Origin of the sequence: Ilyobacter sp. (assembly GCF_041583315.1) — a bacterium.
In the GTDB taxonomy this organism is placed as follows: domain Bacteria; phylum Fusobacteriota; class Fusobacteriia; order Fusobacteriales; family Fusobacteriaceae; genus Ilyobacter.
The window spans coordinates 1-1,785 of sequence record NZ_JBFHGC010000570.1 but is presented as its reverse complement, the minus strand read 5'-3'; the positions used below and the strand labels follow the sequence as shown (position 1 = coordinate 1,785).

Here is a 1,785-nt window from a genome sequence, read left to right as displayed (position 1 = left end):
GGTTGCAGTTTCTTCTTCAGATATGTCCGGACAAATAAGTAATGTTCCTCCACTGAAAAAGACAACATTCAGATATTTTGGATTGGCCCTCATAAGATCTTTGGAATATTTATCTTTTCCATAGACCTTATGACTGATATGGTCCCATGTATCTCCTTGAATAGTGGTATAAATATCCACCTGTTTATCCAAAACTTACCCTCCTTTCTTTCTTTTGATTTTTGATTATTGCCTTTTCTACAGCTCCCTCTATAAGTTCTGCCAGAACCGGCATCTCTTCCCTAAGCCTTTCTACTATACCCTTGGAGGACTCGCCCTTTATAACCGGGTTAAAATCTATATTTACCTCTATCTTATTTCTGATATCCTTTCTTTCTGCTCTCTCTTTGACTTTAGAGAACAATTTAGGGACCCCTTCACCTGCAAACATTCCAAGCTTTTCTCCTGCATTAAACCAAAGGTCCTTAGACTGCCGAGTTCCATCATGTGGAATTATCGATTCAGGAGTCCTTCCATCACCTACCAATGCAAGATGAGGTCTTCCTACAACTCCTCCCTTGGCATAGGCAGGTATCCCTTTCTCCTTGTATCCCTTGTATTTTTTCTGTACCCAGCTAAACATTTTTCCTGGAACAGTAAATTTTTTCCATAACTCCCACAATTTTGAAAGTTTTCCACTTATATATTCGTAACTGTTTTTAAAGCCTTCTTTGATTAGATCCCAGTTTTTATATATTAAATATCCTCCAGCAACAACAGCTCCTATACCTAGTACCCAAGGATTAAACAGCATTGCTTTCCCTGCTGCTCCAAGGGCTGTCACTCCGGTTTTTACTCCTGATAATACCGGCCCCCATTGCTTCCAGCCTTTGATTAATAATGCAGTCTCTTTTAAAAAAACAAGGTCTTTTTTAGTATTTGCCAGCATTTTTATTCCAAGTACCGCTCCGCTTGTTCCTAGTTTTAACCCCACAAATCCAGCTGCTCCAAAGGCCACTGCCTTAGACAATTTAGGATAATCTTCTGTAAATTTTGTGATCCCTTCACTGAAATTAACCATACCTTTTGTGGCACCTCTTATAGGAGGAAGAAAGAATCTTGTTGTTGCAGCTGCCATGTCTGTAGTCGCTTTTAATGCTAGTTTTATATCAGAAGCCGTAGTATTCAATTTATTGTTATACTCATTGTTTATACTTCCAGCATATTTAGTGGTATCTCCTACAAGCTTTAAATTCTCTTTTAAAAACTTTGTATTATTAATAAGCATTCCCATGGAGCTCATAGCTTCCTCACCAAATAACTGTTTTGTTACAGAAAGTTTTTCAGAATCATTCAAATTATTCAATCCTTGGAATACTTTCATCAATGCGCCTTGAGAATCTTTTTGCAAGTCCTCAGCTAATTGTCCAGGATCAATCCCTATCTTTTGAAATGCTGCAGACATGGTACTGCTTGCAGAATCACCTGAAGCCATAGTGGTATAAAGCTTTCTAATTGCAGTAGAAGCTGTCCCGGCATCTTTGACCCCAAGAGCTATCAAAGTTCCTCCAAGAGCCGATGTTTGAGCCTCTGTAAAGTTTGCCATCCTGCCTAAGCCCCCTACCTGAGTGGCTATTTCCGCTACCTGAGCAGGAGCCACTTTTATACTGTCGCCCAATAGATTCATCTGATCAGCCAGCTTTATTACTTCACTCTGGCTCATCTTAAACGCTTCTCTCCATGTGGCCAGGGTTTCACCAGCTTTACCTGCCTCCATATCAAATGCTACAGAAACTTTGGCAGTAT

2 protein-coding genes are annotated in these 1,785 nt (G+C 39.7%); both read right to left on the bottom strand.

Features of this window, described 5'->3' with window-relative positions:
• A partial coding sequence (locus tag ABZA26_RS14300; RefSeq protein ID WP_372715165.1) for a tail protein X occupies positions 1–192 on the bottom strand: 192 nt, incomplete at its 3' end.
• Positions 185–1,785, bottom strand: a 1,601-nt coding sequence (locus ABZA26_RS14295; protein ID WP_372715164.1) for a phage tail tape measure protein, incomplete at its 5' end; no start/stop codon positions are given. The genes ABZA26_RS14295 and ABZA26_RS14300, both read right to left, overlap by 8 nt.